General features: G+C 67.7%; 16 protein-coding genes. 6 read left to right on the top strand and 10 right to left on the bottom strand.

Annotated features, from left to right (window positions below; genetic code table 11):
• Positions 1 to 35: 35 nt before the first annotated feature.
• Genes C8J26_RS05955 through C8J26_RS05945 form a run of 3 tightly spaced genes read left to right on the top strand, consistent with a single transcriptional unit; the run spans position 36 to position 1,848 of the window.
• Positions 36 to 611: a shikimate kinase gene (locus C8J26_RS05955; protein WP_082445440.1), complete on the top strand. Its 576-nt coding sequence runs from the start codon at positions 36 to 38 to the stop codon at positions 609 to 611.
• Positions 608 to 1,708, top strand: coding sequence for a 3-dehydroquinate synthase (aroB, locus tag C8J26_RS05950; protein ID WP_107957167.1), 1,101 nt, complete (start codon positions 608 to 610; stop codon positions 1,706 to 1,708). The genes C8J26_RS05955 and aroB overlap by 4 nt, the downstream gene beginning before the upstream one ends.
• The gene (locus tag C8J26_RS05945; RefSeq protein ID WP_082444318.1) at positions 1,708 to 1,848 is read left to right on the top strand and encodes a DUF2256 domain-containing protein; all 141 of its coding nucleotides are present in this window, start codon (positions 1,708 to 1,710) and stop codon (positions 1,846 to 1,848) included. The genes aroB and C8J26_RS05945 overlap by 1 nt, the downstream gene beginning before the upstream one ends.
• Positions 1,849 to 1,852: 4 nt before the next feature.
• On the opposite strand, the gene C8J26_RS05940 is transcribed toward C8J26_RS05945, so the two are convergent.
• From C8J26_RS05940 to C8J26_RS05925, 4 genes are all read right to left on the bottom strand, one after another.
• Positions 1,853 to 3,274, bottom strand: coding sequence for an amino acid permease (locus tag C8J26_RS05940; RefSeq protein ID WP_107957166.1), 1,422 nt, complete (start codon positions 3,272 to 3,274; stop codon positions 1,853 to 1,855).
• 15 nt (positions 3,275 to 3,289) lie between these two features.
• Complete coding sequence (locus tag C8J26_RS05935) at positions 3,290 to 3,943, bottom strand: GntR family transcriptional regulator (protein ID WP_107957165.1); 654 nt, start codon at positions 3,941 to 3,943, stop codon at positions 3,290 to 3,292.
• Between the two features lie 63 nt (positions 3,944 to 4,006).
• Complete coding sequence (locus C8J26_RS05930) at positions 4,007 to 5,005, bottom strand: 4-hydroxyproline epimerase (protein ID WP_107957164.1); 999 nt, start codon at positions 5,003 to 5,005, stop codon at positions 4,007 to 4,009.
• Entirely contained in the window at positions 5,005 to 5,907 is a 903-nt protein-coding gene (locus C8J26_RS05925) for a dihydrodipicolinate synthase family protein (RefSeq protein WP_107957163.1), read from the bottom strand. The genes C8J26_RS05930 and C8J26_RS05925 overlap by 1 nt, the downstream gene beginning before the upstream one ends.
• A gap of 76 nt (positions 5,908 to 5,983) precedes the next feature.
• Between C8J26_RS05925 and C8J26_RS05920 the strand changes: the two genes are divergently transcribed.
• Both C8J26_RS05920 and C8J26_RS05915 read left to right on the top strand, forming a co-directional pair.
• Positions 5,984 to 7,231, top strand: a complete 1,248-nt coding sequence (locus C8J26_RS05920; RefSeq protein ID WP_244185187.1) for an NAD(P)/FAD-dependent oxidoreductase — start codon at positions 5,984 to 5,986, stop codon at positions 7,229 to 7,231.
• Positions 7,228 to 8,403, top strand: coding sequence for a M24 family metallopeptidase (locus C8J26_RS05915; protein WP_107957161.1), 1,176 nt, complete (start codon positions 7,228 to 7,230; stop codon positions 8,401 to 8,403). The genes C8J26_RS05920 and C8J26_RS05915 overlap by 4 nt, the downstream gene beginning before the upstream one ends.
• A gap of 115 nt (positions 8,404 to 8,518) precedes the next feature.
• Here C8J26_RS05915 and C8J26_RS05910 read toward each other — a convergent pair whose 3' ends face one another.
• The 3 genes from C8J26_RS05910 to C8J26_RS05900 are packed head-to-tail and all read right to left on the bottom strand — an operon-like array spanning position 8,519 to position 13,673.
• The gene (locus C8J26_RS05910) at positions 8,519 to 10,288 is read right to left on the bottom strand and encodes a DUF885 domain-containing protein (protein ID WP_107957160.1); all 1,770 of its coding nucleotides are present in this window, start codon (positions 10,286 to 10,288) and stop codon (positions 8,519 to 8,521) included.
• Entirely contained in the window at positions 10,285 to 11,304 is a 1,020-nt protein-coding gene (locus C8J26_RS05905; protein WP_107957159.1) for an Ldh family oxidoreductase, read from the bottom strand. The genes C8J26_RS05910 and C8J26_RS05905 overlap by 4 nt, the downstream gene beginning before the upstream one ends.
• Positions 11,301 to 13,673 (bottom strand): glycoside hydrolase family 127 protein, encoded by a 2,373-nt coding sequence (locus tag C8J26_RS05900; RefSeq protein WP_107957566.1) that lies wholly within the window; start codon positions 13,671 to 13,673, stop codon positions 11,301 to 11,303. Before C8J26_RS05900 ends, C8J26_RS05905 begins: the two co-directional genes overlap by 4 nt.
• A 93-nt stretch (positions 13,674 to 13,766) precedes the next feature.
• Here C8J26_RS05900 and C8J26_RS05895 point away from each other — a divergent pair, with 93 nt between their 5' ends.
• Positions 13,767 to 16,493 (top strand): DUF5695 domain-containing protein, encoded by a 2,727-nt coding sequence (locus tag C8J26_RS05895; protein WP_107957158.1) that lies wholly within the window; start codon positions 13,767 to 13,769, stop codon positions 16,491 to 16,493.
• A gap of 11 nt (positions 16,494 to 16,504) precedes the next feature.
• On the opposite strand, the gene galA is transcribed toward C8J26_RS05895, so the two are convergent.
• The 3 genes from galA to C8J26_RS05880 form a co-directional block, all read right to left on the bottom strand.
• Positions 16,505 to 18,964 (bottom strand): beta-galactosidase GalA, encoded by a 2,460-nt coding sequence (gene galA / locus C8J26_RS05890; RefSeq protein WP_107957157.1) that lies wholly within the window; start codon positions 18,962 to 18,964, stop codon positions 16,505 to 16,507.
• A 15-nt stretch (positions 18,965 to 18,979) separates the two neighbouring features.
• Positions 18,980 to 21,919, bottom strand: coding sequence for a TonB-dependent receptor (locus C8J26_RS05885; RefSeq protein WP_244185186.1), 2,940 nt, complete (start codon positions 21,917 to 21,919; stop codon positions 18,980 to 18,982).
• A gap of 238 nt (positions 21,920 to 22,157) precedes the next feature.
• Positions 22,158 to 23,237: an RcnB family protein gene (locus C8J26_RS05880; protein WP_107957156.1), complete on the bottom strand. Its 1,080-nt coding sequence runs from the start codon at positions 23,235 to 23,237 to the stop codon at positions 22,158 to 22,160.
• Positions 23,238 to 23,329: the final 92 nt, after the last annotated feature.

Here is a 23,329-nt window from a genome sequence, read left to right as displayed (position 1 = left end):
CCCTTGCGCGGTGCCGCTGTATAGCGCGGCTCACGATGTTGCAAAGCCACAACCCTTCAGGTGGGCCTCCAGGCGGCCCTGCCGGCAGTCGCCGCGCTGCCCCGATCGATCGCCCGATCGTGCTCGTCGGGCTGATGGGCGTCGGCAAGACCACCGTCGGCCGCCGCCTCGCGCTGCGCATGAACCTGCCGTTCGTCGATGCCGATCACGAGATCGAGGCCGCGTCGGGCATGACCGTCGCCGAGATCTTCGCCAAATATGGCGAGGAATATTTCCGCGACGGCGAACGCCGCGTGATCGCGAGGCTGATCGACGGTACGCCCAAGATCATCGCGACGGGTGGCGGCGCGTTCATCAACGACGATACGCGCGCGCTGATCCTGCGCGACGCGGTGTCGGTGTGGCTGAGCGCGCATCCCGACATCCTCGTCGAGCGTGTCGGGCGGCGTGACACCCGCCCGCTGCTGCGCAACCGCGATCCGGGCAAGGTGCTCGCCGAACTGGCGCGCGTCCGCAACCCGATCTACGCGCAGGCGCATATCCATATCGTCAGCAACAAGACGCCGCACGAAGCGACCGTCGCTGCAATCCTGAGAGCGTTAGGCCGATGAAGACCATTACCGTCGAACTGGGCGCGCGGACCTACCCGATCCATATCGAGGCGGGACTGCTTGGCCGCGCCGGCGAATTCATCGCGCCGCTGGCAAAGGGCCGGCGCATCGCGATCGTCACCGATGCGAACCTGGCGACGCATCTGGCCACCCTCCAGGCTTCGCTGAGCGCCGCGGGGCTCGAATCCGAGGCGATCGTGCTGGCGCCCGGCGAGGGCAGCAAGAGCTGGGCGACGCTCGAGATGCTGTGCGACCGGCTGCTCGAACTCGGGATCGAGCGTGGCGATAATGTCGTCGCGCTGGGCGGCGGCGTGATCGGCGATCTCGTCGGGTTCGCCTGCGCGATCCTCAAGCGTGGATGCCAGTTCGTGCAGATCCCGACGAGCCTGCTCGCGCAGGTCGACAGCTCGGTCGGCGGCAAGACCGCGATCAATACGCGCGCGGGCAAGAACCTGATCGGCGCGTTCCATCAGCCGGCGATGGTGCTGATCGACCCGAAGGTACTCGACACGCTGCCGATCCGCGAGTTGCGTGCGGGCTATGCCGAGGTCGTGAAATATGGGCTGATCGACGATCTCGCCTTCTTCGAATGGTGCGAGGCCAATGGCGCGGCGTTGCTCGCGGGCGATTTGGGTTTGCGCGAATATGCGATCGCGCACAGCGTTTCGGCGAAGGCGCGGATCGTCGCGGCGGACGAACACGAGACCAATGGGACGCGGGCGTTGCTCAACCTTGGCCACACGTTCGGGCATGCGCTGGAGGCGGAGACCGGGTTCTCGCAGGCGCTGATCCATGGCGAGGGCGTGGCGGCGGGCTGTTCGCTGGCGTTCGGTTTTTCGGCGGCGCAGGGTCTGTGTTCGGACGAGGACGCGCAGCGCGTTGCGGCGCATTGGCGCGACGCGGGGCTGCCCGACGGGCTGGCGGCGGCGGGGGTCGACGCGAGCGGCGCCCGGCTCGTCGATCATATGCGGCACGACAAGAAGATGGCGGCGGGAACGCTGCCGTTCCTGCTCGCGCGCGGGATCGGCGGGACCTATCTCGACAAGACCGTCGACCTCACCGATGTCGCGGCGTTCCTTGACGCGCAGGCCCGCTGATGCCCAACGGTGTCGCCAAGCAGAACCTGCCGACCAAGGTGTGTCCGGCGTGCGAGCGCCCCTTTACCTGGCGCAAGAAATGGGCGCGCGACTGGGATAGCGTGATCTATTGCTCGGACGCGTGCCGCAAGAAACGGTGACGCGTCACGCCGTGCGGGCCACCGGGTTGCCGACGTCGCTCTTGCGCCGGCCATAGGCGAAGTAGAGCGCGAGCCCGGCGGCGTTCCAGATCACGAAGCGGGCGAGCGTCGAGGACGGCAGGCTCGCCAGCAGGTACAGGCAGCCGACGACGGTCACGCTGCCGACGACATAGGCCGCGGGGCAGCGGAACAGTCGGGCGAGGTGCGGCGCGGTACGGCGCAGGACCATCAGGCAGATCCCGACCGAGATGAACGCGATCAGCGTCCCCGCATTGGCGAGTTCGGCGATCTCGTCGAGGCGGAAGAACCCCGCGACCGCGGCGATCGACAGGCCGGTGAGCAGCGTGATGAGCGTCGGCGACCCGGTCCGCTTGCTGACCTTGGCGAGACCGCGGGGGAGCAGGCCGTCGCGCGCCATCACGAAGAAGATGCGGCTCTGCCCGTACATCATCACCAGAATCACCGAGGGCAGCGCGACGACCGCGGCGAGCGCGATCAGCTGCGCCGCGAAGGGCTGGCTCAGCTGGCGCAGCACCAGCGCCAAGGGCTCGGGCGAATTGGCGAGCTGCGTGAACGGCAGCGCACCGATCGCGCTGACCGCGACCGCCATGTAGATCACGGTGCACACGAGCATCGAGCCGACGATGCCGATCGTCAGGTCGCGCTTGGGGTTCTTGGTCTCCTCCGCCGAGGTCGCGACCGCGTCGAAGCCGTAGAACGCGAAGAACACGATCGCCGCCGCCGCCATCACGCCGCGCTTGTGCCCGCCGAGCTCGGTCGAGCCGAAGCCGTAGGGCATGAACGGGTGGAGATTGTCCGCCTTGAACGCGGGCGCCGCGTAGACGACGAAGATCGTCAGCGCGACCAGCTTGATCAGCACGAGGACGATGTTGAGCGTCGCGCTCTGCCGCGTGCCGAGGATCAGCATCCCCATCACGCCAAGCGACACCAGCACCGCGGGCATGTTGACGAAGCCGCCGCCATGCGGCCCGACCAGCAAGGCGTGCGGCAGATGCACCCCCGCCGCCTCGATCCAGCCGACCAGATAGCCCGACCAGCCAACCGCGACGGTCGAGCATGCCAGCGAATATTCGAGGATCAGGCTCCAGCCGACGACCCAGGCGACGGTCTCGCCGAGCGCGGTGTAGCTGAAGGTGTACGCGCTGCCCGCGGCGGGGATCAGCGTCGCGAGTTCGGTATAGGCGAGCGCGGCGCAGGCGCAGATCACGCCGCAGATCACGAAGGCGAGGATCACCCCCGGCCCTGCGCGCTCCGCGCCGACGCCGACCAAAGTGTAGATCCCGGTGCCGACGATCGCCCCCACCCCGAGCGCGATCAGATGCGGCCAGCTCAGCGTTTTCGCCAAGCTGTGGTCCTGGCCATGGGCAGACGCTTCGAACGATTTACGCGGTCCAAACATGCCCATCCCCGGTTATGCTCCCTAGTCTCGGACTGCGTCGAACTGCGCGCGCAGATCGGTCAGCGTCGATTGAATATGGCTGGTCAGCAGAGTCAGCATGCGATCGTCGTCGCGCGCGAGCCACGCGTCGAGCAGCTGGCGATGTTCGAGATGCGCGCGGTCCTCGCGCCCCGCGGGGCGCAGATGCGCGACGACGTAGCGCTCGGCGAGGATCGCCAGCCGCTCGACCATCTGCGTCGTCAGCAGGCGCCGGCCCGGACGGACGAGCGCGGTGTGGAACACGCGGTTGCGGATCGCGACCTCGGCCAGCCGCTCGCTCGCCGCGCTGTCGAGTTCCTCGAACGCGAGGATGGCGATCGCGCGATCCGAGTCGTTGGCGACGGTCGAGGCATAGGCCGCCGCCTGCGGCTCGATGCTGAGGCGCAGTGCGAAGATGTCGTCCGCCTCGTCCGCCGACATCGGCTGGACCGAATAGCCGCGATTGGCGTGGCTGGTCAGCAGGCCCTCCTGCTCGAGCCGCGCAAGTGCCTCGCGCAGCGGGATCTTGCTGACCCCCAGTTCGGTCGCCAGCGCATCCTGGCGGATCGCGGTATGACCCGCGAGCTTGCCCGTGACGATCTGTTCGCGGACGATCTCGAACACCTGTTCGGACAGCGTGCGGACGACGATACTCATAGGAAGAAGGCTCCGGGGGCAGAAGTGCAGCGCCAGCATAGCCCAATATTCATGGAAAACGGTTCACGAAACTTGGAACCCCTCCCAGAAACGGTCCTCGCGGTCGATCCAGATCGTATTGAACCCAGTTGCGACCGCCGATCCCTCGATCGACGGGATGATCGCGGGGGTGTCGCCGAGCGCGGTCTCGGCCTCGACACGGCCGATGAAGCGGCTGCCGATATAGCTTTCGTGGACGAACCGGTCGCCGACCGACAAGCGGCCCTGGTCGGCCAGATGCGCGAGCCGCGCGGAGGTGCCGGTGCCGCACGGGCTGCGGTCGATCGCCTTGTCGCCGTAGAAGACGGCGTTGCGGCCATCGGCGCCGTCACTGCGCGGGACATCGGCCCACAACACGTGGCTGACGCCGCGGATCGTCGGATCGAGCGGATGGACGGGCTCGAACTGTGCGCGCACCGCCTCGCGAACGCGGCCGCTGAGCGCGATGATCTCGGCCGCGCCGAGGTCGTCGAGCCCGGTGTACCGGCCCTGCGGCTCGACGATCGCGTAATAATTGCCGCCATAGGCGACGTCGATGCCGAGCGGCCCGATCCCCTCGACGTCCACGCGGATATTTCGCGCGGCGACATAGGCGGGGACGTTGGTGATGCGGACCGCGGTCACCTTTGCGCCCTCGGTCTCATAGGCGACGTCGATCACGCCCGCGGGCACCTCGATCCGCAACCGGCCGGGAAGCGCGGGCTGGATCAGCCCGTGTTCGAGCCCGAACGTCACCATGCCGATCGTGCCGTGGCCGCACATCGGCAGGCACCCGCTCGTCTCGATGAACAGGATGCCGATATCGGTATCGTCGCGCGTCGGCGGGTAGAGGAACCCACCCGACATCATGTCGTGCCCGCGCGGTTCGAAGCAGAGCCCGGTGCGGATCCAGTCGAACCGGTTCAGGAAATCCTGCCGCCGCTCCGACATCGACGCACCTTTGAGCAGCGGCGCCCCACCCGCGACGAGGCGGACCGGGTTGCCGGCGGTGTGGCCGTCGATGCAGAAGAAGGTGTGGCGCATCAGTTCGAGAGCACCGGGCGCGTCGCCGCTGCGTGCTCGACCATCGCGATCACCTCGGCGCGGCGGGCGCCGATCAGCGGATAGCGTGGCGGCAGGACGCGTTCGGACCCGCGGCCCATGACCTGCTCGGCGAGCTTGATCGACTGGACCAGGTCATGCTCGGCATCGAGGTGGAGCAGCGGCATGAACCAGCGATAGATCTCCATCGCCTTGGCATGATCGCCGCGCGCGAACGCGTTGACCAGCTCGACCGATTCCCGCGGGAATGCGTTGGTGAGGCCCGACACCCAGCCCTGCGCACCCAGATACAATCCTTCGAGCGCGACGTCGTCGAGACCGGCGAACAGCACGTAGCGATCCCCGAACGCGGTCTTCACGTCGGTGAACCGCCGCGTGTCAGGGGCCGATTCCTTGACCGCGACGATGTTCGCGACGTCGACCAGCGCGGCCAGCACGTCGTTGTCGATCAGCGTGCGATACGCGGGCGGGTTGTTGTAGAGCATGATCGGCAGCCCGACCTGTTCCGCCACGCCCTTGAAATGCGCCACCAGCTCATGCGGCTTGGGCACATAGACCATCGGCGGCAACAGCATCAGGCCGTCCGCGCCGACCTTTTCCGCGGCCTGCGCATAGCGCACCGCGCGGCGCGTATCATATTCGGAGACGCCGGTGATGACGGGGACGCGACCTGCGACCGCCTCGACGATCGCGGTCAGCACCGCGACCTTCTCATCATAATCGAACGAGTTGTTCTCGCCGACCGTGCCGAGCGCGATTACCCCTGTCACGCCGTCGCGGATCAGGTCGTCGACGACGCGTTGGGTATCGGCAAGATCGACGGTCAGATCCTCGCGAATCTGCGTCGTTACGGCCGGAAATACGCCTTTCCATTCGACAGACATTGGGTATCGACCTTCCTGCGTTTCAATATATATACCGTATACGAAAGCGACTGACGCGGTGCAACAGGAGAATGACGTGACGGCGAACAGGCGCGCGATCGGTATAGTCGGCGGCGGCGTGGTCGGCTTGTGCTGTGCGGTCGCGCTGCTCGATCGCGGGCATGACGTGAGTGTGTTCGAACCCGATGGCGATTACAACGCCGCATCCTGGGGCAATGCGGGGCATATCGCGGTCGAGCAGGTCGAACCGCTCGCCTCGCCTGCCGCGCTGCGTTCGGTGCCAGCACGGCTGTTCAGCGCGGGCGGTGCGCTCGCCTTGCCGCCGTCGATGGCGGCGCGGTGGCTTCCCTTCGCCGCGCGACTGATCGCCGCGTCGACGCCGGCGCGGTTCGCGGCAGGAACCGCGGCGCTGACTCCGCTGCTGGCGGGGGCGATGCCTGCCTGGCGCGATCTGGTCGAGACGATCGGCGCGCCCGACCTGGTGCGCGCGGACGGCCATGTCGTGATCTGGGACACGGCCGCGCAGGCGCAGGCCGGCCGCAGACGCTGGTCGCGGAGCGCGATCGGAACGGCGCGGATCGTCGATGCGGAACCCGCCTTGTTGCGGCGGCTCGGCTTCCTTGCCGATCCGGTCGGGGGGGCGATCCGCTTCACGGGTAGCGGGCAGATCGTCGATCTCCGGCGGCTTGCGACCACGCTCGAGGCTGCCGTCTCGGCCCGCGGCGGCCGGATCGTCCGGGAGGCGGCGCGGCTGACGGACGATGCCGGGCGGACCGAAATTGCGGGGCACGACGTAGATCTGGTGCTGGTGACGGCCGGGGTGCGATCGCGCGCGCTGCTCGAACCGCTCGGCTACCGCGTGCCGATGATCGCCGAGCGCGGCTATCATATCCGCGCGCGCGCCGATGGCTGGCCCGCTGACCTGCCGCCTTTGGTGTTCGAGGATCATGCGATGATCGTCACGCGCTATGCCGACTGCGTGCAGGCGGCCAGCTTCGTCGAGCTCGGCGATCCCGACGCGCCGCCCGATCCGCGCAAATGGGCGCGGCTGGAGCACCATGTCCGGACGCTCGGGCTGCCGATCGAGGGGCCGTTCGAGCGCTGGATGGGGGCGCGGCCGACTCTGCCCGATTACCTTCCCGCGATCGGCCGGTCGACGCGCCGCGCCAATCTCGCTTATGCCTTCGGTCATCAACATCTCGGTCTCACGCTCGCGCCGGTGACCGCAACGCTCGTCGCGGCGATGCTGGCGGGGAATACCCCGGCGGTGTCGCTCGCGCCGTTCGACCTCGACCGCTTCGCTAAAAAAGGACCTCGCGCATGACCATCGGCGGATCTTCGATAGCCGACGAACTGGCCACCATCGGCCCCTGGGCGACGCCGGCGCCACGCATCGCGCTGGCCGAGCGGATGGCGCGGCTCGACAAGGCGCGCGCGCTGGTCGAGGCGGCGGGTGCGGATGCGCTACTAATCGGTGCGGGGGCGAGCCTGCGCTATTTCGCCGGGATTCCTTGGGGCGCGACCGAGCGGCTGGTCGCGCTGCTGCTGCCGGTGAAGGGCCAGCCGATCCTGATCTGCCCGCGCTTCGAACAGGGCTCGCTTGAGGCTGCGGTCGAGATCGAGGCCGAGCTGCGCCTCTGGGAAGAGGATGAGAGCCCCTATGCGCTGGTCGCCGATGCGGTGCGCGGCCGGCTGCTGCTCGATCCGCAGCTGCCTTACGGGATGGCGAGCGCGCTTGCCGCGACCGGGCTCGAGCTCGGTGATGGCGCGGGGGTGATCGACGCGTGCCGGATGATCAAGAGCCCGGCCGAGCTCGCCTTGCTGCGCCAGGCCAAGGCGATGACGCTCGACGTCCAGCGTCGCGCCGCGCGTATCCTCCACCCCGGCATCGCCGCGAGCACGGTAATCCGCTTCATCGACGATGCGCATCGCGCGATCGGGTCGTCGGGTTCGTATTTCTGCGCGGTGCAGTTCGGCCGCGCGACCGCCTTTCCGCATGGCCTGCCCGGCGACCAGCTGCTGGAGGAGGACCAGCTCGTGCTGATCGACACCGGCTGCCAGGTCGAGGGCTATCACTCCGACATCACGCGCACCTACGCGTTCGGCCAGGTCGGCGACGAGGCGCGCGCGATCTGGGATATCGAGCACGAGGCGCAGGCCGCGGCGTTCGCGGCGGTGCAGCCGGGCGTGCCCTGCGAAGCGATCGATGCCGCCGCGCGGGCGGCGCTGGAGAAGGCAGGGCTTGGGCCCGACTACCGCCTGCCCGGGCTGCCGCATCGCACCGGGCACGGCATTGGTTTGTCGATCCATGAGCCCGCCTATCTCGTGCGTGGCGACCGGACGGCGCTCGCGCCCGGCATGTGCTTTTCGAACGAGCCGATGATCGTCGTGCCCGATCGCTTCGGCATCCGGCTGGAGGATCATTTCCACGTCACCGAGACCGGCGCGGCCTGGTTCACCGAGCCGCAGCCCTCGATCGACCGACCGTTCGGCTAAGGCAGTTTCCGTCATCCTGGGCTCGACCCAGGATCCAGAGCCACGGACGCAGGCTTTGCTTGGCTCTGGATCCCAGCCTTCGCTGGGATGACGGGGGTATAAGCACACCCCGCCCTCACTCCTCGTCGGGATAGGGCCCCTTGCCGCCCGCCGCGATCAGCGCGTCGGTGCGTGCCTCGATCACCGGGACGGGGACCGATCCCATCGCGAGCATCGCGTCGTGGAACGCGCGGATGTTGAACTTCGGCCCCAGCGCCGTCTGCGCCTTCTTCCGCGCGGTCTGGAACGCGATCTGGCCCATGTAATAGGACAGCGCCTGCCCCGGCCACGCGATGTAGCGATCGACCTCGGTTTCGATCTCGTGGTCCGACAGCGCGGTGTTGTCGTGCAGATAGGCCTGCGCCTGCGCCCGGCTCCAGCCCTTGGCGTGGATGCCGGTATCGACCACCAACCGCGCGGCGCGCCACGCCTGGTAGCTCAGCATCCCGAACAGGTCGTACGGCGTCTCGTACATCCCCATGTCCTCGCCGAGCGTCTCGCAATAGAGCGCCCAGCCCTCGCCATAGACCGACAGATACGTGTCGCGCCGGAACGCGGGGAGCGCCGTGTTCTCCGCGGCGAGCGGCATCTGGAACGCGTGGCCCGGCGCGCTCTCGTGCAGTGTCAGCGCGACCTGCGAATAAAAGGGCCGCGACGGCAGCGCGTAGGTGTTGACCAGATAGATGCCCGGGCCCCCGCGCCCGCCGGTGTAGAACGGCGCGATGTCCGCGGGCACCGGCCGAATCGCGAACCGGCTGCGCGGCAAATGCCCGAACCATTGCGAGGCCTTGCCGTCGAACGTCTTGGCGATCCACGCCGCGCGGTAAAGCAGGTCGTTCGGCGTCTTGGGATAGAATTGCGGATCGGTGCGCAGGTGGTTGAAGAACGCCTGCAGGTCGCCGTCGAACTTCACGCTGTTCATCACGCCCTCCATCCGCCCACGGATCTTGGCGATCTCGGCGAGCCCGAGCGCGTGGATCTGGTCGGGCGTCAGGTCCTGCGTCGTGTATTCGCGGATCTTCGACTGGTAATAGGCCTTGCCGTCGGGAAGGTCGTACGCCGCCAGCCCCTCGCGGGCATGCGGAATATAGTCGGTGCGGAGGAATTTCAGCAGCGTCGCATAGGCCGGCACGACCGCCTGTGCGATCGCCGCCGTCCCCTCCGCGCGCAGCGCGGCCTGATCCGCCGCCGGGATCGTTGACGGGAAGGTCTTGAACGGTTCGTAGAAGGGCGAGTCCTGCGGCGTCTTCGCCTCGGCCACCTGCGCGACGCCGATGTCGCGGCCGGTCAGCGTTACGCGCGCCGGCGTGAACCCGCGCGCGAGCCCGGCGCGCATATTGCCCGTCTGCTGGTCGAAATAGCGCGGGATCTGGCGCATCACCGCGATATAGTCGCGATAGTCCTTCACCGACTTGAAACTGCCGCGCGCGCCCTCGGCGACATCGCCCCAGAAGCTCGTATCCGCGGTCAGCGGCTTCTCGTATTCGCGATAGCGTTGCTCGGCGAGCAGCGCGTCGATCTGTTGCGCATAGACCGCGTAGTTGACGCGATTGGCGGACGAGAGGCTGGCGGGTGCGATAGCCGCGAGTTGGCGCGACACGTCGGTCCAGCGTGCGAGGCGCTCGGCCTGGGCTGCGGGGCCGACGTCGGGCAGGCGCGCCGCCGCGCCCGGATTGTCCTCGCCCTGCGCCATCTGGCGTTGCCGCCACGCATATTCGGACGTGTAGAGCGCCTTGAACCGCGCATCGGCCCCCGTCCTGGCGGCCGTCTGCGGTGGCTTGGCGGGCATCGCGGCCACCGCGGTCGAGCCCAGCGCGAGCAGCAGGATCATCGCCTTCATCGTCATTCTCCTGGAACCAGCGCCATGATGTCACGGTACAAGGCCGGGGGGATCACCACACCCTCTGCCAGACTCCGCGCCCGCGCCGCATAGCGCCGTTGCGACGGCAGGCGCGCACCCTGCCCCTCGATCGCCGCGAACATAGTTTCAGCGCGCGCGAGATGATCGGCGACCGCATCGCCGAGGAACCCGGCGGGATCGATCGCGACGATCAGCTCGCCGCCGATCGGTGAACCACCGCGCGCGGCATCGGCGTCGAGCGACTCGCGGCTGGTCATGTCGCCGATCAGCGGCCCGGCGAGCAGCTCCACCATCGCCGCCAGCGCAGAGCCCTTGTGCCCGCCGAACGTCCGCATCGCGCCGTTCAGCACCGCCGCCGCGTCGGTCGTCGGCTTGCCGTCCGCGTCATAGCCCCAGTCGTCGGGGACGGGCCTGCCCGCACGCCGATGCAGCTCGATCTCGCCGCGCGCGACAGCGCTCGTCGCGAAGTCGAACACGAACGGATGGTCGCCGGGACGTGGCCAGCCGAACGCGATCGGGTTGGTCCCGAACACGGGCACCGTGCCCCCCGCGGGCGCGACCCAGGCATGGCTCGGCGTGACCGCGAGCGCGACCAGACCGCGCTCCGCCAGCGCCTCGACCTCGGGCCACAAGGCGGCGAAATGCACGACGTTGGTCAGCGCCAGCGCGGCGATCCCATAGCCGTGCGCCTTCTCCTCCAGCCGCACGCGGCCACGCTCGAACGCGAGTTGCGCAAAGCCGCCGCCGCCATCGACGCGGACCAGCGCCGGCGCGGGCTCGCTCACCACCGGGTCGGCATCGACCGCGACGACGCCCTTGGCGATGCTGTTCGCCGCGACCAGCAACCGGTAGATGCCGTGGCTCGCACAGCCGTCGCGTTCGCCCGCGACCATCGTCTCCGCCACCGCCTCGGCATGCGCCTGCGACAGGCCTGACCCGAGCAAAACCGTGCGCGCCAGCGTGCGCACCGCGTCGAGCGTCATCCGCACGTCTTCGCTCATGCGGCCGCACCCGGTTTGGCGACCACCATCCGCACCCCGAACACCGGCCCTGCGGACGAGCGGTCATGCGGTACGAAGCGTATCTTCACGCTCGTCTTGCCCTTGGTCAGCGCGACGGGGAGCGGGTATTCGACATCGAAGAACTTGCCCGGCTGGTCCGCCTCGAGATGCTGCGTCGCGACCTTCACAGTGTCGACGAGGATATCGAAATCGCGTGCGCGTTCGTCGCCCCAATAGGTCGCCTGCAACACGAGCGGCCCGGGCCGGGTCTTCATCGCGAATTCGAAATACCCGCCCGAGCGCGCATCACGTCCGTTCCGCCCGCGATAGCTTTCGGGATAGGATATCTCGGACGTCAGGCCGTGATCGCGCTCGGGCTGCATCTCGCCGAGGTGCATCACGTCGACCGAGCGGGCGGCGAGATCCTTCAGGCGCGCCTGCTCTGCCAGGAACGCCGCCTCCTGCGTCGTCCACGCCGCCTCGCCGAAGCGCTTGAAATACACCGCGCTGCGCCGGTCATACTGGCTGTAGAACGGCACGAAGCTGAGGTCGGCCGGGCGGATGATCCCCTTTGTCGCATAGGTCGCCGCGGTGCCGACCGTCGGCGTGAACGCCGCGAGCAGGTCCGCACCGACCATCGCCGGATCCGCCTGCTCCCATGGCGCGTCTTTCGGCCCGAGATCGGCAGCCATCACCAACGGCCCGCGCAGCACCGCCACCGTATCGATATCGCCCGGCGCGCTTTCCAACCGCAGGTCGAGCGGCACGGTGATCGCGACGACATCGCCCGCCGTCCACCGCCGCTCGACGATCGCATAGCCCTTCGCGATCACCGGCTCGACGGGCGCGCCGTTGACCGCCACCGACGCGCGCCCGCTCGCCCAGCCCGGCACGCGCAACGCGATCGGGAAGCGTCCCGGTTTGGCCAATTTCGTCAGCGTCAGCCGCGACTCCGGCTCGAACGGATAGCGCGTGTCGAGCGTCAGCGCCGCGCCGCGCGCCTGCCACCGCGCCTCGGCGGGGATGTAGAGATTGACGAGCAGCATGCCCTCGCCCTCCCAGAAGATCGCCTCGCCGTGCTTGGCATGGCTCTCCATCCCGCTGCCGACGCAGCACCAGAACGCATCGTCCTTCGCCGTCGAATAGTCGCGCGCGGTGCCCGTCATCAGCGGCGTCATGTAGCTGAAGCCCGCAGTCTTGGGGTTCTGCGCGGCCATCACATGGTTCAGATGTGCGCGCTCGTAATAGTCGAACAGCGCGCCGTCGGGTTGCCAGCCATAGAGATGCTGCGTGAGCTTGAGCATGTTGTAGCTGTTGCAATGCTCGCACGTCTGCTCGGTGATGTGGTTCGCGATGCTGTCGGGGCCGGAGAAATACTCGCGGTCGGCATTGCCGCCGATCACGTAGCTGTGGTGCCGCGTGACGGTGTCCCAGAAGAACCGCGCGGCGTTCGCGGGCGCTTGCTTGCCGGTCAGTTCGTGGATCCGCGCAAGGCCGATGAGCTTGGGGACCTGCGTATTGGCGTGGAAGTTCGCCAGCCTGTCCTCGCCCGCGACCATCGGGTCGAGCATCTTCCGGTCGTACAGTTGCTCCGCGACGGCGAGCCACGTCTTGTCGCCGGTGCGCGCCGACAGCTCGGCATAGCTCTCGTTCAACCCGCCATATTCGCACCCGAGCAAAGTCTGCATCTGCGCATCGTCGAGCGCCGCGAACACCTTGGCGAAATAGGTGGCGAGGCCCGTCGCGACGGTCAGCGCCTGCGTGTTGCCCCACGCGGCATGCACGTCGAGCAGCCCCGCGAACAGCTTGTGCACCGTATAGAGCGGCGACCACGAGCCGTTCAGATCGAACCCGCCCGACTTGATCTCGCCGCGCATCACTTCGGGGAAGATCTCCTCCCCGTCGACGATCGTCCCGTCCTTCCGCTTGCGCCCCAGCGCGCCGACATAGCCCGTCCCGCGCTTCGCCTGCGCGCGCGCGAGTTCGCCGACGATATAGTCGGCGCGCGTGCGACACCCCGCGTCACCCGTCTGCGCGTGCATCAGCACCAGCGCGGTCAGGTAATGACCGAGCGTATGCCCCGCGATCGTGTCGCTCTCCCATCCGCCATAGAGCGGCGCCTTCGCGGGCAGCCCCGCATAGACCATGAAATTGTGCAGCAACCGGTCCGCGCTCAACCGCAGCAGATATGCGCGGTTGACCTCGACCGCGGTCGCATAGGCGGATGGGCGCAACCGCACCGCCGACAGCGGCAAGGGTTTCGCGCTAGCGGGCAGCGTTGCCGCACCCTTGCCAAACGCCTGTTCGCCTACCGACAACAGCGCCACCGCCGTCGTCCCCATCAACACGTCCCGGCGGTTTGCGAACATCTTTATCTCCATTCGGATATCGTATACTATACGTCCTATAGAGCAGCGCAAGTGACACTTTATCCTAACCTTTGACTTCGAGCGAGCAACGCCATGACCGTCTTCCGCCTCCTGACGCTGCTCCTCGCGACCACCGCGACCCTGGCGGGCGGCGCGCAACCCAGGCCCGCCAAGCCCAGCTACCGCCCGATCGCCCAGACCGCGCTCCGCACCCCGGCGTTCCGCCTCGCGCTCCGCACCGACACGCAGACGCTCGCCCGCCTCTCGCCCGCCGCCGAGCCCGGCTTCGATTTCGTCCCCGGCGCACGCGAAGCCGAGCGTGCCGCTGACGGCTATGTCCATATCGGCGACATCCACCTTCGCGTGCGGCCGGCTGGCGGCGCATGGACCGAGCTCGCCTCCTCGCAGCACCGCAAGGCGATCCGCCGCCTCCCTGCGACCGGCGCAACGCTCGCCGCCGCCGACATCACCGCCTCGCTCGGGACCGCCAGCCCGTTGCGCGTCGAACGCCGCTGGGTGGACGATCACGGCGTCCTCGCGCTCCGCTTCACGCTGACCAACATGACGAAGACCCCGGTCGAGATCGGCGCGCTCGGGATGCCGATGGTGTTCGACAACATCATCACCGACCGCAGCCTCGAACAGGCGCACGCGCAGGCGAGCTTCGTCGATCCGTATATCGGCCGCGACGCGGGCTATCTCCAGGTCACCCGGCTCAACGGCGCCGGCCCTGCCTTGCTCGTCCTCCCCGAAAAGGGCACCCCGCTCGAAGCCTATCGCCCGATCCTTGAGCCCGCGAAGGCGCCGCAAGGTGACGTCTTCACCGACCGCAGCAAGCGCGGCCAGACGTCGGAGGGGTTCTACGACTGGACCATCGCGAGCAAGGCCTTCGCCAAGAAGGAATGGGCCAAGGCCGGTGAACAATGGAACGCGCCGACCAGTATCACGCTCGCGCCGGGTGCGGCGCGCACGATCGGCGTCCGCTTCGTCACCGCGCCCTCGATCGCGGCGATCGAGGACACGCTCGTCGCCAACCACCGCCCGGTCGCGGTGGGCATTCCCGGCTATGTCCTGCCGACCGATCAGCAGGCCGCGCTGTTCCTTAAGACGCCGTCGCCGGTCGCGAAGGTCGAGAGCCTGCCGGCGGGTGCGCTCACGGCAACTCCGACGGCAAGCGCGAAAGACTGGGCGCGGTATACTGTGCGCAGCAAAGGCTGGGGCCGCGCGAGCCTCGCGATCACCTATGCCGATGGCAGCGTCCAGACGGTCAGCTATTACATCACCAAGCCGCTCGACCAGACGATGGCCGATCTCGGCCGCTTCTCGACGCACCAGCAATGGTATGAGGACAAGGCCGACCCGTTCGGCCGCAATCCCGCGATCCTCACCTACGACCGCGAGGCGGGCAAGGTCGTCACGCAGGACCCGCGCGTCTGGATCTCCGGCATGAGCGACGAAGGCGGCGCGGGAAGCTGGGTCGCGGCGATCGCAAAGCAGCTCGACAACCCCGACCCCGCCGAGATCGCCAAGCTGCAACGCCTGGTCGACGCGACGATCCAGGGCGGGCTGCAAGTCGCCGACGGTCCGCACGCGGGCGCCGTCCGGAAGAGCCTGTTCTATTACGACCCCGCCGCGCACCCGGGCTATTACGACCCGAGCCTCGACTGGAAGACCTGGACGTCCTGGTCGAGGAAGGACGCGGGCGATCTCGGTCGCGCGTACAACTATCCGCATGTCGCGATCGGCCACTGGGTGCTCTACCGCGTCGCGCGCAACCATCCGGGGCTTGTCACCGCGCATCCGTGGCGCTGGTATCTCGACCACGCCTACCAGACGACCGCCGCGATGATGCGCGACGCGCCCTATTACACGCAGTTCGGGCTAATGGAGGGCGATGTGTTCGTCGATATCCTGCGCGACCTGAAGCGCGAGGGACTGGCCGCCGAGTCGACCGACATGGAACGCCTGATGAAGCGGCGTGCCGATCACTGGCGCACGCTGCGCTATCCGTTCGGCAGCGAGATGGCGTGGGATTCGACCGGCCAGCCCGAGGTCTACGCGTGGATGCGCTATTTCGGCTATCAGCCGCAGGCCGACGTCACGCGGCAGGTGATCCTCGCCTACGATCCGACGATCCCGAGCTGGGGCTATAACGGCAATGCGCGGCGCTATTGGGACTTCCTGTACGGCGGCAAATACCCGCGGATCGAGCGGCAGCTTCATCATTACGGTTCGACGCTGAACGCCGTCCCGCTGTTCGACGCCTATCGTGCCGACCCGACCGACCTGCGGCTGCTGCGCATCGCCTACGGCGGGATGATGGGGGGGATCACCAACATTGATCGCGACGGCTTCTCGTCGGCGGCGTTCCACTCCGCCCCCGACATGATGCGCTGGGACCCGTATAGCGGCGATTACGGCATGGGCTTCTACGGCCACGCGATCACCGCCGCGAGCTATCTGGTGAACGACCCGACCTTCGGCTGGCTCGGCTTTGGCGGGACGGTGGAGCAGGCGGCCGACGCGATCGGCATCGTGCCGAAGGACGGCGCGCGGGCGCGGCTGTTCGTCGCGCCTGCGGGCCTGTGGATCACGCTCGAATCCGGCAAGATCGCGCGGGCTACGTATCGGCCGAGCACGGGCTTGGTCACACTGACGCTGGACGCCGCGACGGCGACTACTCCGACCGCGCGCGTGTTCGTCGAGACGACGACCAAGACCGGCCGGCAATACGCCGCCGCCGGCGCGCGGCAAGAACGGGGCGGCTACACCATCGCGCTAGGGGCCGTGCCGACGCAGCTCGATCTGTCTCCGCAGTAGCAAGAGGGCGGTCAGTCCCCGCCCCGCCCGATTAGCGCCAGCATCGCTGGTGCCAGCCCCTCACCATGAGCCTCGAGCCGAATTGGTCCGCCTTGTTCGCCCGCCTGCACCAGCGCCATGCACAGCCCATTGAATGCAGATCGCGACGTCGCGTGATCGGGCTCCAGGCTTCGCGGATCGCCATTGCCGACGCCGAGTAGTTTCGCATCGCCCGACAGCGCGAACGTCACGCGATTGGCGGCGGTCGGCACCTCGCGCCGTTTCGCATCGAGGATCGCGACGCGCACGACCGCGACATCGCCCGGCGCCAAATGCCGCCGGTCGCTCGTCAGCCCGATCCGCGCCGGCGCCCCGGTCGTGTCGCGCACAGCATGCATCACGCGCTTGCCGTCGCGGTAGCCATGCGCCTCGATCCGCCCCGGCGCATAGGCCACCTGCCATTCGAGATGCGTGTTCTTCACCACCGTCTGCCGCCCGAGGCTGCGGCCGTTGAGGACCAGCTCGACCGCATCGCAATTGCTGTGCACCCAGACCGAGACAGGCTGCCCCTCGCGCCCGGCCCAGTTCCAGTGTGGGAACAGGTGGAGCACCGGCTCGCCGCTCCACCACGCGCGGTAATAATGGTAATTGTCCTTGGGGAAGCCGCACAGATCCATCTGGCCGAAGTTCGAGACATTCTCCGGCCAGCGTTCGAACGGGGTGGGCTCGCCGCGATAATCGAACCCGGTCCACACGAACCCGCCGCTCAGGAACGGCCGCGAGTCGTAGAAGCGCCACCATGTCTCCGCGGTCGTCGCCCATTTGGGGAAGTCGCGGTCGTACGCCGGCACGAAGCCCTGCTTGTCGTCGCGCGTGTATTCGCCGCGGGTCATCACCGTGCTGCCCGTCTCGGTGCCGATCATCGGCATGTCGGGATGCGCGGCATGGTACGGATCGATTGCGTCGAGGTAATAATTGCACCCCATTACGTCGAGCACGCGCGACGCCCCCTCGCCGAACTTGCCGTTGAACGCTTCGGTGACCGGCCGCGTCCCGTCGAGTTCGTACACCTTGCGCTTCATCGTCTCGGCGATCCGCGCGCCCGTCTCGGTGCCGCGGTGGATCTCCTCGTTGCCGATGCTCCACAGGATGATGCACGGATGATTGCGCCCCTGACGCACCATGCGTTCGAGCTGGCCCAGCCCCTCGGCGTTGCTCGACATCTGCCGGGTCTCGTCGATCATCAGGATCCCCATCCGGTCGCACGCATCGAGGATCGCGGGCGACGGCGAATGATGCGTCGAGCGATAGGCGTTGCTGCCCATCGCCCTCAGTTGCTCGAGCCGCCAGACGTGCAGGCTGTCGGGCACCGCGAAGCCGACCCCGGCATGATCCTGATGGTTGCAGGTGCCCTTGATCTTGACCGGTTTGCCGTTGAGGAAAAAGCCGTAGGTCGCGTCGAACCGGATCGTGCGGATCCCGAAGCGGCACGTGTCGCGATCGACCACGACGCCGTCGACGAGGATCTCGCTGACCAAAGTGTAGAGATGCGGCGTCTCCAGCGACCACAAGCCGGGCGCGGCAAGGCGCGTTTCCTGCGTCGCCGTCGTGGTGCGCCAGGCCGGCAATGCGAGCGGGTCCGCGAACAGCTCCACACTCTTCCCATCGGGTGCGACCACCGTCGATCGCACCCGCGCGTCGCACGCGGCACCGTCGTTCGCGATCTCGGTCGCGATCCGGACGCTTGCGCCGCCGGCATCGACCACGCACCGCACCGTCGCGCCCCAGCGTGGCACGTGGACCGGCGCGGTCTTCACCAGACGGACGTCGCGGTACAGCCCCGCCCCTTCATACGACCACGCCTCGCCCAGGCTCACGTCGCAGCGGATGACGAGGATATTGTCCTCGCCCGGCTTGGCGAAATCGGTGACGTCGATCTCGAACGGCGCATAGCCGCTCTCGTTCGCGCCGACGACGAAGCCGTTGAGGATGACGATGCAGTCGCGCGCCACCCCGTCGAACTGGAGCAGCAGACGCCGCCTTGCATCCGTCTTCGCGAGCGGGACGACGCGCCGATACCAGCCGACGCTGGTCGCGGGCCACATCCGCCCGACCGGCTTGAACCCCTGGAACGCGCCGGTGCGATCGGCCTCGCTCCCCGCGGGCCCGAAGCGTTCGAACGGCAGGTCGACCGCCCAGTCGTGCGGCAGAGACACCGCGTCCCATGTCGCATCGTCGAATTTCGGCTCGGCGACCGGCGTGCCGACATCGCCCGATTTGGCATAGGTGTCGTGCGAGCGCCCGAAGCCGAAATCCTTTGCCGGATCGCTCGCATGGCCAAGGTGAAACCGCCATCCGGTGCCGAGCGATACGACCTCGCGAGGGCTGATTGGCCCGGCCGCCGCAGCACCGATCGGCACTGCGGGGACGATCGCGGCAAGCGCGGTCACGCCGCCCGTCTTCAGAACGTCGCGGCGGACCAGGTTCGTCATGATGTCATCCCACCGTCAGAAGTTCACCGTCGCGCCGACGAACAGCGTGCGGCCCAGCACGTCATACACGCCCGGATAGGTATTGCCGTTGCCGAACGACGACAGGATGCCCGAGGCGATCGCGGGCGGATCCTTGTCGAACAGGTTGTTGACGCCCGCCCGAAGCTGGAGCCCCTCGCCGACCGCGAGCGTGCCGGCCAGATCGATATAGTCATACGCCGAGATCTTGCGGTTGATCACGCTCGGCGTCCCCGCGAGGAAGGTGTTGTCAGAGAGCGACGACAGTTTGACCTGATCGATATGCCGCCACGACACCGAGATGCTCGCGCCCTGCGGCATCGTCCATGTCGTCCGCATCACGTGCCGCCACTTCGGGTTGGGCTGGCCGCAGGTGTACCCGTACAGACCCTTGCAGTCATAGCTGCCGAGCCCCTTCAACGGCTCCGATTCCTGCGAGATCAGCCGCGTGCCGACCATGTTGAGGTTGAGCTTGCCCAGCGCGCCGATCCCCAGCGTGTAGTCCGCGGTCAGGTCGATCCCCGACGTCGTGAGAGACCCCGTATTATACGTCGTCGAGACGATATAGCCGTTGCTGCCGAACAGAGCGCCCGAGCGCGGATCGCGCGTGAACAGCCCGCAATAGAACGGATCGCTCGCCGCCACGCACTGGCTGATCGCCAGCGACGGATCGACCGAGCTGATATAGTCCTTCACCTTGATGTGATAATAATCCGCGGTCAGCGTCAGGTTGCGCATGATGCGCGGCGTCAGCACCAGCCCCGCGGTATAGGTGTCCGCCTTTTCGGGCTTGAGCGCGGCGTTGCCGCCAAATTGCGCCGAGCAGGTATCCGACGGGCATTCGACGATGTTGCCATATTGCGCCTGAGTCACGCCAGTTAGCCGGCAGATGTCGATCGACGCGCTCGGCGACGCGCCCGAACACGGATCCTGCGCGGAGACGTTGCCGATCGAGCGCGACCCGAACAGCTCGCCGATATTGGGCGCGCGGATCGCGCGGTTGTAGCTGAAGCGGAACCGCGCGTCCTTGACCGGCGCCCAGCTCGCCTCGCCCTTGTAGGTCCAGACATTGTACTTCGATTTCAGTCCGGTCGATTGCTGCGAGTTGCGATAGGCGGAGTAGCGCAGACCACCGTTTAGTGTCAGCTCGTGCGCGAACGGCAGGTCCTGCAGGATCGGGATTTCGATCTCGCCATAGCCTTCGTTGACCGAGATGCGCCCGTCCGAGTCGGTGGTGCCGCCCTGCTTGGCGATGTCGTCGGCGGTGAAGTTGAGCGTCTCGCGGCGATGCTCGCCGCCCAGCGCGATGCTGACGCCGCGCTTGGCCCAGGGGCTGGTGATACCGAACGTCCCGAGATCGCCGTTCACGTTCGCGGAGATGACGTCTAGCACGTTGCGCGACGCGGTGTTGCTCTCGGAAAACAGGTATGCGCCCTGCGTGTCGGTGATCGCGTTCGCCTGGAACACGTTGATCGGCACGCACGCCGGGTCGCTACCGTCGATGACCGAGCGGCAGGTCGGCACGCCGTTGACGCTGACCACGTCGAGCGCGCGCTGCGCCTTCACATTGTCGACGTTGTTCAAATAGGTCTCGTTGAGTTTCACGAGCGAGTGCAGATAGTTGACGTCGTAGCGGAAGCCGTGGCCGAGATCGCCGCGGACGCCGGCCGAATAGCGATAATCCTGGTGGCGCAGGTCGTCGCGGCGCGACTGGCCCGAGCCGAGGCGATAGCCGATCAGCGTGTCCTGGGTCGCGCTCGTCCCCGCCGCCGCGCCGCAGAGCGACTGCTGCTGCGACGCGCTCATCAGCGGGTTGTTGCAGGGGACGGTAAACGTCGTGCCGAGGAACAGCGCGGACGGCGCGACCTGCGAGAAGGTGTGGTCCTTCATGTACATGAAGCTGCCATAGACTTCGGCGATCGGCGCGATTTCGAACTTGGCGAACGCGCCGCCGGTGTAGCGCTCGTCGGAGCGCTGGAAGTAGTTGGTCGGCGCGTAGTTGTACGCATAGGCCGAGGTGTACGGGACCCAGGTCTGCGTGCCGTTGGCATTGTTGGTCAGCGTCTTGCCCGCGTTCGGGCCGCCGAGCGGTACGAACGTTCCGGTCGGCGTGTTGCTCGATCCGCCGCAGACCAGGCCGGTGCCGGCCGAGTCCGAGGGGTTCAGTGCGCAGGCGGAGACGTCGCGGTTCGCCTGCAGCACCGGATCGGTGTGACGATAGCCGCCATAAACGGTGATGTTGCCGCGCCCGCCCGCGAAATTCTTGCCGTACGCCGCGTTGAGATCCTGCTTGCCGCCATCGGCGACTCGCCCCGGCGCGTTCGCATAGCCGCGCGTGGTCAGGACGTTGCGGACTGCGCTGTTGTCGTTGGTGTGCACGCCGAGCCCCGACTGCACGTCGATCCGCAACCCGTCGAGATGATCCTTCAGCACGAAGTTGACGACGCCCGCGACCGCGTCGGACCCGTACACGGCGGATGCGCCCCCGCTGACCACGTCGACGCGTTCGATCAGCGCGGATGGCACGAAGTTCAGATCGATCGCCTGCTGCGGCAGCAGACGCTGGCCGTTGAGCAGGATCAGCGTGCGGTTCGAGCCGAGGTTGCGCAGGTTGATGTTCGCGGTGCCGTCCGATCCGTTCGAGACGTTCTCGTTTGCGTCCGCGGTGAACTGCGGCAGGCGGTTGAGCACGTTCTCGACGTTGACCGCGCCCTGATATTTGATCTCCTGGTCGGTCACCGAGGTGATCGGGCTGTTGCTCGCCAAGTCGGGGCGGCGGATGCGCGTGCCCGTCACCACGATCGCGTCATCGGGAGTCGATTCGGTGCCGGGCTGCGGCGCGGGGAGCACCTGTGCATAGGCGCCCGACGACAGCAGCATCGCGAGCATCGCACCGATGCTCGACCGTTGGCGAAGTTTTGCGACCGGAAATGTCATGAGTGCCCGCGCTCCTGTTTGGATGTTGCGCGCAATCCATCACGTCGCCGAAACGATGTCAAATATAATATACGATATTCTATATTCGTATTTGTCGGGAAATCGACCTGCGCAGGGCACGCGAAAGCCGCCCCCTGGAACCAGGCGACGGCCGGACGATCTTCGAGACTGCGGAGACCCTGCCGCGACGCGATCAGGCGCGTGGCGGGAGGGCCTCAGACGGGGCGACGGTCGCGCGCTAGCGGGCGCGCTTTCGCCAGGCCTTGCGTGGGACGTAGGACACGGAGTCGTAATAGTCGGTCGTGGTCGTGGTCGTTACGATCGGCGCGGACTGTACCACGACGGTCGTCGCACCGGTGGGATACACGGTGCCGCTGGTCGTCGTCACCGTCGTCATCCCGTCGGACGATACCCAGGTTCCGCCGGGCGCCGAGGCATAGCGCTGCGGTTGCGGATAGCGTGCGGCCGGCGATACCGGCGGCGCGTCGTATATCGGGTAATCCTCCGCATAGGCTGGCGACGGCGGGGCGTAGCGTGCACCATAGCTCGCCGGTGGTGGCGGCAGAGGGCGACGGCCGCGGTCCTCGGCCTTGTCGATCGCATAGCCCGCCGCGGCACCGACGCCGGCGCCGATCAGCGTGCCGCCTAGCCGGTTGCCGCGCCCTGCGATCAGGTTGCCGGCAGCACCGCCCGCCACCGCACCGATCGCGGCACCGCCAAGACCGGAGTCGCGGCGCGGCTGGCGATCGGCATAGGGTGGGACGGAACCACGGTCCGCCGGACCGGCATAGACCGAGTCGGTCTGCGCGTACGCGCCCGGTGCGACGCGCGCATAGCCGTCCGAGTCATAGCGGTCCCAGTCGGTACCGCTGACGGTGTCGTAGACCGAGCCTCGCGGATCGATCAGCACCGCGTCGTCATAATAGCGCGCCCAGCGATACCCCGCCGGCGGCTGGGGCAGGTCATAGGTCGACCAGTCGTCGACGTAGAAGCGCGGCGCGTTCCAGTAGCCCGGTACTGCCCAGCCACGATTGGGCCGGCGATAGGCGGCCCAGCCGCCGGGCGCATTCGCCCCGCCCCACCAGCGGCCGCCGATCTTGCTGCCCCAGCGCGGCGCGCGGTGACCGTCCACCTGCTGCGACGACGTGTGGACGACGGGAGGACGCGCCGCGATCGGACCGGGGCGTTTGGGCGTCTGCATCGGGGCCTGCATCGCGACGCCCGGGACACCGTAACTTGCGCCCGGGCGCTGCTGCGCATCCGCTGCGCCACTGCCAGCCAGCGCCATTCCCACGCCAGCGATCAAAAGGCCCCGCATGTCCGTCTCCCTGGTTTTGCCACCGTATCCCGCGCAAACGCCGAATATCTTGACCGGTTGCTTACCAAAGCGCCGGGGGACTCACCAGTTTG

Origin of the sequence: Sphingomonas aurantiaca (assembly GCF_003050705.1) — a bacterium.
In the GTDB taxonomy this organism is placed as follows: domain Bacteria; phylum Pseudomonadota; class Alphaproteobacteria; order Sphingomonadales; family Sphingomonadaceae; genus Sphingomonas; species Sphingomonas aurantiaca.
This window is presented reverse-complemented; position numbering and strand designations above follow the sequence as displayed.

Coding starts and splice junctions, on each gene's coding strand:
- C8J26_RS05955 (WP_082445440.1), top strand. CDS start 36: ATGTTGCAAAGCCACAACCCTTCAGGTGGGCCTCCAGGCGGCCCTGCC.
- aroB (WP_107957167.1), top strand. CDS start 608: ATGAAGACCATTACCGTCGAACTGGGCGCGCGGACCTACCCGATCCAT.
- C8J26_RS05945 (WP_082444318.1), top strand. CDS start 1,708: ATGCCCAACGGTGTCGCCAAGCAGAACCTGCCGACCAAGGTGTGTCCG.
- C8J26_RS05940 (WP_107957166.1), bottom strand. CDS start 3,274: ATGGGCATGTTTGGACCGCGTAAATCGTTCGAAGCGTCTGCCCATGGC.
- C8J26_RS05935 (WP_107957165.1), bottom strand. CDS start 3,943: ATGAGTATCGTCGTCCGCACGCTGTCCGAACAGGTGTTCGAGATCGTC.
- C8J26_RS05930 (WP_107957164.1), bottom strand. CDS start 5,005: ATGCGCCACACCTTCTTCTGCATCGACGGCCACACCGCCGGCAACCCG.
- C8J26_RS05925 (WP_107957163.1), bottom strand. CDS start 5,907: ATGTCTGTCGAATGGAAAGGCGTATTTCCGGCCGTAACGACGCAGATT.
- C8J26_RS05915 (WP_107957161.1), top strand. CDS start 7,228: ATGACCATCGGCGGATCTTCGATAGCCGACGAACTGGCCACCATCGGC.
- C8J26_RS05910 (WP_107957160.1), bottom strand. CDS start 10,288: ATGACGATGAAGGCGATGATCCTGCTGCTCGCGCTGGGCTCGACCGCG.
- C8J26_RS05905 (WP_107957159.1), bottom strand. CDS start 11,304: ATGAGCGAAGACGTGCGGATGACGCTCGACGCGGTGCGCACGCTGGCG.
- C8J26_RS05900 (WP_107957566.1), bottom strand. CDS start 13,673: ATGTTCGCAAACCGCCGGGACGTGTTGATGGGGACGACGGCGGTGGCG.
- C8J26_RS05895 (WP_107957158.1), top strand. CDS start 13,767: ATGACCGTCTTCCGCCTCCTGACGCTGCTCCTCGCGACCACCGCGACC.
- galA (WP_107957157.1), bottom strand. CDS start 18,964: ATGACGAACCTGGTCCGCCGCGACGTTCTGAAGACGGGCGGCGTGACC.
- C8J26_RS05885 (WP_244185186.1), bottom strand. CDS start 21,919: ATGACATTTCCGGTCGCAAAACTTCGCCAACGGTCGAGCATCGGTGCG.
- C8J26_RS05880 (WP_107957156.1), bottom strand. CDS start 23,237: ATGCGGGGCCTTTTGATCGCTGGCGTGGGAATGGCGCTGGCTGGCAGT.